A 4,860-nucleotide genomic window follows, 5' to 3' on the forward strand; every position below is an offset into this window, starting at 1 on the left:
GTGAGTATACATCGCATGGGCATTGTGGAATTGTTAAGGAGGTAGCACCCGGGAAATACGAGATTGTAAATGATGAGACAGTTGAACTTTTGGCAAAGGAAGCTTTAAGCCACGCTGAAGCTGGAGCAGATATGGTTGCTCCAAGCGATATGATGGATGGTAGAGTTTCGGCTATAAGAAAAATTCTTGATGAAAATGGATTTCAAAATGTGCCGATAATGTCTTACGCAGCAAAATATGCTTCTGGATTTTATGGACCTTTCAGAGAAGCGGCAGAATCAGCTCCGAAGTTCGGGGACAGAAAAAGTCATCAGATGGACCCGGCAAATTCGGATGAAGCGTTGCGTGAGATTGCTCTTGACTTGCAAGAGGGAGCAGATATTGTGATGGTTAAGCCAGCTCTTGCTTATCTTGATGTGATTTACAGAGTCAAGCAAGAGTTTAAAGTTCCAGTTGCAGCTTATCAGGTAAGCGGTGAATATTCAATGATAAAAGCGGCTGCTTTAAATGGATGGATAGATGAGCAAAGGATAATGCTTGAAACATTGACAGCGATAAAAAGAGCAGGAGCTGATTTGATTTTAACTTATTTTGCAAAAGATGCAGCGAAAGTTTTAAAACAGCAGATTTAATTGGACGATTTTTGAAATTTTGCCGATAAAATATGTGTGAAAAATAAATTCTGGTTTTGCTTTGGAGACGATAAAAGTTGCTTTTCTATGGCATCAGCATCAACCTTATTACAAAGAAGATGGTGAGTATCTTCTGCCGTGGGTGAGATTTCACGGTGTCAAAGATTACTGGGATATGGTTCGCATACTTGACGATTACCCGAAGATAAAACAAACTTTCAATCTTGCTCCTTCTCTCATCGTTCAAATAATTGATTATGTTAAGAACAGAGCAGAGGACAGGATTTTAAAACTCACAAAGAAAAAAGTTGGGGAATTAACCGAGGACGATAAGTTTGAAATTTTGAAAAATTTTTTCATGGCTAATTTTGAGCGTATGATCAAACCTTATCCGAGATATTTTGAACTTTTCAACAAGCGTGGGGGATTTTCTTACACTTCTGAGCGTTTTAGCGAGGTGTCAAGTAATTTCACGGAGCAGGACTGGCTTGATCTTCAGGTCTGGTATAATCTTGTCTGGGTTGGGGAATACAGTAAGTATGATGAGCCATTTAAAAAATTTTTTGAGAAAGGAAAAAACTTTACAGAAGAGGAAAAGCAAATTTTGATTGAAGGTCATTATGAAATTCTCTCAAGGATAATTCCAAAACACATTGAGGCGCAAAAGCGAGGTCAAATTGAAGTTAGCATAAGTCCATTTTATCATCCGATTTTACCATTGCTTTGTGATACTTCAATTGCAAAGGTTTCATCACCGGAGATAAAACTTCCGACGAAAAACTTTATTCACCCGGAAGATGCTGATGCGCAGATAAAAAAAGCGATTGAACTTTATCAAGAAATCTTTCGCATAAATCCAAACGGAATGTGGCCAAGCGAGGGGAGCATAAGTGAAGAAGTGTTAAGTTTAATGGCTGAAAATAAAATTAAATGGACTGCGTCAGATGAAGAGGTTTTGATGAGATCGCTTCAAATGATTTATGGAAACAACGCAAACGATAGATTGAAAATTTACAAGCCGTATAAATTTAAAACACCGTTTGGCGAGATAAAAATTGTTTTCAGAGATAGAATTTTGTCGGACTTAATTGGCTTCGTTTATTCAAATTGGGGACCTGATGACTCCGCACGAGATCTTGTGAATAGAATCTTGAAAATTCGTGATGACATAATCAAAGCCGAAGGTGAAGAAGCACTGAAAAATTCTCTTGTAAGCATAATTCTTGACGGTGAAAATTGCTGGGAATACTATCAAAGCGATGGAAAGGATTTTTTGAGGACTTTATATTGGCTCATTTCAAACGATGAGAGAATAGAAACTGTGAGATTAAATGATTTTCTTGAATCTGCAGAGGCGATTGAATTGAAGAAAATTTTTCCGGGGTCGTGGATCAATGCGAACTTTAATATCTGGATTGGTCATGATGAAGATAACAGGGCTTGGGATTTATTGAAGCAAACGAGGGATTTTCTTGTGAGAGAAATATCAAGAAGGCGATATAGCGAAGATGTGATTAAGAAAGCGTGGGAAGAAATTTACATAGCGGAAGGGAGTGATTGGTGCTGGTGGTTTGGAGATGAGCATGTGAGTGCGCAGGCGGAAGAGTTTGACGAGTTGTTCAGGAGACATTTGATAAGGGTTTATGAAATTCTTGGGTTTGAGCCACCGGTTGAACTTTACCACCCGATTAAAAGAAAATTTGTTAAGTTCTTTATCGTTGAACCGAAGAAATTTATCTCTCCAAAGATTGACGGCACGAGAACAAGCAATTATGAATGGGAAGGCGCTGGATATTATGATGTGGCTCATGTTGGAACATCAATGCATCAGGTTTCAACAATCGTCAGGCGAATTTATTTCGGGTTCAATGAAGAAAAATTTTTCATCAGGGTTGATACATCAAAAGATTTAACAGATAAGCACAGGATAGAATTGCATTTCATTGAGCCGTGCGAGATAAGGATTGAGTTTAATCACGAGGGATTTTCGGTAAGGAAGGTTGGAAAAAGAGATTTGCAGGAGATTTTTGAGTTAAAATATGCGTTTGAGGAGGTTTTTGAGTTTGAAGTAAGTCGCAGGACATTATGCGCGGTTGGTGAGTTGGCAAGGGTTAAATTTCACATTCATGTGTATGAGGATCATCGTGCTATTGAGAAGTGGCCTAAGGAGGAGTCAATAGTTGTTAATTTAAAAATCAAAGCCCGGCGTTGAGCAGGCACCCCTGCGTCACACGGAATTGATTGCCTACCGTTGCTCCCTTCCGGGCCTGGCGGGGTTCGGCAACATCCCGTTGCGCAGGACCTTACTCAAGCACCGGGCAATGTGCCCGGGACCGGACTCGAACCGGTACGTCCCTTTCGGGACACAGGATTTTAAGTCCTGTGCGTCTACCAATTCCGCCACCCGGGCTGAAATCTGCATTATAAATATAAAAATTTCGCAAAAAAAGGAAAAATTTTTCAAAGTGTCATCAAAACTCCAAGCGCAATTGAATTAAGTTTTGCTTCCATTTTATCAGACCGCGACGGTATTAACACAGGCGCCTTTGCGCCAACTATGACATGACCAATTCTATAATGAGCAAAATATGTTAAGCTCTTTCCAAGTATATTTCCGCTTTCTATATTCGGAACGATTAAAATATCCGCTTTTCCAGCTACATCTGATTTTATTCCTTTCTCAAATGCTGACTCTTCCGATATAGCAAGATCAAGCGCAAGCGGTCCATCAATTACATAACCTGTGATTTTCCCCTCTTGATTTAGTTGCTTGATTTTAACCGCATCTGTCGTTGATGTAAGTTCTTCAATTACTAACTCCGTGGCGGATAAAAGAGCAACTTTTGGATTTTCAATCCCAAGTTTTTTCGCAACTTCAACTGCGTTTTTAATTATTTCAATTTTTTGCTCAAGCGTTGGATTTAAAACAACACCACCATCGGACATCAAAATAAACTTTGATTCACTTTTCTTCTCTGGATATTCAAAAACGAAAACATCGCTTAATAATCTTCCAGTCCTTAAACCCGATTCTTTGCTTAACACTCCTTTCATCAATGTCGTCGTGTCAATTTTCCCCTTCAAAATCACTTGTGCTTCATTTTCTCTCACGAGTGAAACAGCGATTGAAATTGCTTTCACGGGATCTTTCTCGTCAATTATTTCAAAGTTAATTGGATCTTCTCCAAGTTCATCAAGGATTTCTGAAATTACTTTTGAGTCACCAATCAAAATTGAATTTGCGATGTTTTTTCTTTTTGCTTCAACGACCGCAGAAAGAGCGGTCTCTTGATGTGCGGATACAACGACGATTGTTTTTGATGAATTTGTCACTCTTTGAATTAACTCGTCAAAGTTTTTTATCATCATACTTTATTCAAAATTTTGTTTGCGGTTTTCTCTGCGCTCATAACGCAATCGCCAACAGCTATGCCACCACGATAATTTGCACAAAAGAAAATCCCTTCATTTTCTCTTTCAAATCTTTCAATTTGATCCATAATTTTCAAATGACCGACATTATATTGTGGAATTGCTTTCTCCCATCTTGAAATCCAGACAAATTCAGGTTCACCAGAGATTTTCATTATATCTTTTAGCTCATCGCTTACAATTTTTACAAGTTCATCATCTCTTTTAAGAGCTAATTCTGGCTGTCTCGTTCCACCGACGAAAGTTGTGAATTCAACATAACCTTCTGGAGCTCTTTGAGGGAATATAGTTGAATTCCATAAAGTGCCAAGAATTTTTCTATTCTCTTTTTCTGGAATTAAAAAGCCGAATCCATCTGGTGCAAGTCCAACTTGCTCTTTTTTGTAGCCGAAGACAACTTCCGTCACAGGTGGATAATAAATTTTTGACAAGGTTTGCGCAAGCTCTTCCGATAATTCCTTTACAATTTCTGCTGTCACATAAGCTGGCGTTGACACCACAACGATATCAGCAGATAATGTTTCAACTTTTCCGTCTTTTTCAAATTCAATTAAAAACTTATCTTCGTATTTTTTAAGTGATTTAACCTTTGCATTGAGAACGACCGAATCGCCAAGATAATTTGCAATTGCTTTCGGCAAAGTTCCCATTCCATTGATAAATGAGAACATTCGCGCTGTTACTTTTGATTTTTCTTCTCGCTTTTTTCTTTCCTTTGCCCCCTTGATGGTTCCAATTATTAAACCACAAGAATTTTTCAAAAGCAAGTTATGGAGCTGGCGCGGAAAATTACAAG

Annotated in this window: 4 protein-coding genes, 1 tRNA gene and 1 other RNA gene; 2 read left to right on the forward strand and 4 right to left on the reverse strand. The window is 38.5% G+C overall.

Annotated elements, in window-relative coordinates:
* Both hemB and AWW83_RS09695 read left to right on the forward strand, forming a co-directional pair.
* Positions 1–632: porphobilinogen synthase (gene hemB, locus AWW83_RS10095; protein ID WP_234697306.1), on the forward strand; the 632-nt coding region annotated here is incomplete at its 5' end.
* 61 nt (positions 633–693) lie between these two features.
* The gene (locus AWW83_RS09695) at positions 694–2,844 is read left to right on the forward strand and encodes a glycoside hydrolase family 57 protein (protein ID WP_159421174.1); all 2,151 of its coding nucleotides are present in this window, start codon (positions 694–696) and stop codon (positions 2,842–2,844) included.
* On the opposite strand, the gene ffs is transcribed toward AWW83_RS09695, so the two are convergent.
* From ffs to hemG, 4 genes are all read right to left on the reverse strand, one after another.
* An RNA gene (gene ffs, locus AWW83_RS09700) (signal recognition particle sRNA small type) lies at positions 2,840–2,940 on the reverse strand. The two genes, AWW83_RS09695 and ffs, sit on opposite strands and share 5 nt — an antisense overlap.
* A 16-nt stretch (positions 2,941–2,956) precedes the next feature.
* Positions 2,957–3,042, reverse strand: a tRNA-Leu gene (locus AWW83_RS09705).
* Positions 3,043–3,092: 50 nt separating this feature from the next.
* Positions 3,093–4,001: a bifunctional enoyl-CoA hydratase/phosphate acetyltransferase gene (locus AWW83_RS09710; protein ID WP_234697307.1), complete on the reverse strand. Its 909-nt coding sequence runs from the start codon at positions 3,999–4,001 to the stop codon at positions 3,093–3,095.
* Positions 3,998–4,860 (reverse strand): protoporphyrinogen oxidase (gene hemG / locus AWW83_RS09715; RefSeq protein WP_143713969.1); only part of this gene is annotated, 863 nt, incomplete at its 5' end. The genes hemG and AWW83_RS09710, both read right to left, overlap by 4 nt.

Source organism: Candidatus Chryseopegocella kryptomonas, assembly GCF_001536065.1.
GTDB classification, from domain to species: Bacteria; Bacteroidota; Ignavibacteria; order Kryptoniales; family Kryptoniaceae; genus Kryptonium; species Kryptonium kryptomonas.

Excerpts from the sequence above, each read along its gene's own strand:
- AWW83_RS09710 (WP_234697307.1), bottom strand. The coding sequence starts at position 4,001 with ATGATGATAAAAAACTTTGACGAGTTAATTCAAAGAGTGACAAATTCA.